The organism is Halobacillus sp. GSS1 (assembly GCF_017307035.1).
Taxonomy (GTDB): domain Bacteria; phylum Bacillota; class Bacilli; order Bacillales; family Halobacillaceae; genus Halobacillus; species Halobacillus litoralis.
Window position 1 is genome coordinate 1 of the sequence record NZ_JAFLHE010000029.1, and the last position, 1066, is coordinate 1066.

The following is a 1066-nucleotide window of genomic DNA, read 5'->3' on the forward strand; positions in this document are numbered from 1 at the left end:
TTCAAAAAAAACTTGAATTTACCCCTTGAAATTTTGTTCAAAGGACAATATAATATATCTTGTCCTTGAAAAAAGGTTTGGTGGTGAAGGCGAAGAGGTCACACCTGTTCCCATGCCGAACACAGCAGTTAAGCTCTTCAGCGCCGATGGTAGTCGGGTTTACCCCCGTGAGAGTAGGACGCCGCCAAGCCTTGATAATAATTTCATAATAATCCGGAGGATTAGCTCAGCTGGGAGAGCACTTGCCTTACAAGCAAGGGGTCGCAGGTTCGAACCCTGCATCCTCCACCATTTCTTATCAAGTTAGCCGGCCTAGCTCAACTGGCAGAGCAACTGATTTGTAATCAGTAGGTTGGGGGTTCAAGTCCTCTGGCCGGCACCATTAGTTGCTTGCGCTAACATTTTTCGATAAGAGCCATTAGCTCAGCTGGTAGAGCATCTGACTTTTAATCAGAGGGTCGAAGGTTCGAATCCTTCATGGCTCACCATTCATTTGCGGGTGTGGTGGAATTGGCAGACACGCTAGATTTAGGATCTAGTGCTTCACGGCGTGGGGGTTCAAGTCCCTCCACCCGCACTTTATGCGGAAGTAGTTCAGTGGTAGAACACCACCTTGCCAAGGTGGGGGTCGCGGGTTCGAATCCCGTCTTCCGCTCCATGATTCAACCAAGCTACTTAATAAACAACATCGATATTAGACATAAACTTGCCAGGCCGGGGTGGCGGAATTGGCAGACGCACAGGACTTAAAATCCTGCGGTGGGTTTCCACCGTGCCGGTTCGAGTCCGGCCCTCGGCACCATAAACAAATATGCGCCCGTAGCTCAATTGGATAGAGCGTCTGACTACGGATCAGAAGGTTAGGGGTTCGACTCCTCTCGGGCGCGCCATTTAAACGGGAAGTAGCTCAGCTTGGTAGAGCACTTGGTTTGGGACCAAGGGGTCGCAGGTTCGAATCCTGTCTTCCCGACCATTCCTAATATAGAGGGGCCTTAGCTCAGCTGGGAGAGCGCCTGCTTTGCACGCAGGAGGTCAGCGGTTCGATCCCGCTAGGCTCCACCAATTA

Annotated in this window: 9 tRNA genes and 1 rRNA gene; all 10 read left to right on the top strand. The window is 50.9% G+C overall.

The features are described from left to right. Nucleotides 1-76: 76 nt before the first annotated feature. Nucleotides 77-190 (top strand): 5S ribosomal RNA (gene rrf, locus J0K78_RS19930). A 25-nt stretch (nt 191-215) separates the two neighbouring features. Then, nucleotides 216-291: transfer RNA gene (locus tag J0K78_RS19935), tRNA-Val, on the top strand. A 15-nt stretch (nt 292-306) separates the two neighbouring features. Next, nucleotides 307-382, top strand: a tRNA-Thr gene (locus tag J0K78_RS19940). A gap of 30 nt (nt 383-412) precedes the next feature. Beyond that, nucleotides 413-488, top strand: a tRNA-Lys gene (locus tag J0K78_RS19945). Nucleotides 489-495: 7 nt separating this feature from the next. Beyond that, nucleotides 496-577, top strand: a tRNA-Leu gene (locus tag J0K78_RS19950). Nucleotides 578-583: 6 nt separating this feature from the next. Next, a tRNA-Gly gene (locus J0K78_RS19955) sits at nt 584-658 on the top strand. Between the two features lie 55 nt (nt 659-713). Next, nucleotides 714-802: transfer RNA gene (locus tag J0K78_RS19960), tRNA-Leu, on the top strand. An 11-nt stretch (nt 803-813) separates the two neighbouring features. Further along, nucleotides 814-890, top strand: a tRNA-Arg gene (locus tag J0K78_RS19965). A 6-nt stretch (nt 891-896) separates the two neighbouring features. Then, a tRNA-Pro gene (locus J0K78_RS19970) sits at nt 897-973 on the top strand. Nucleotides 974-986: 13 nt separating this feature from the next. After that, nucleotides 987-1062, top strand: a tRNA-Ala gene (locus tag J0K78_RS19975). Nucleotides 1063-1066: the final 4 nt, after the last annotated feature.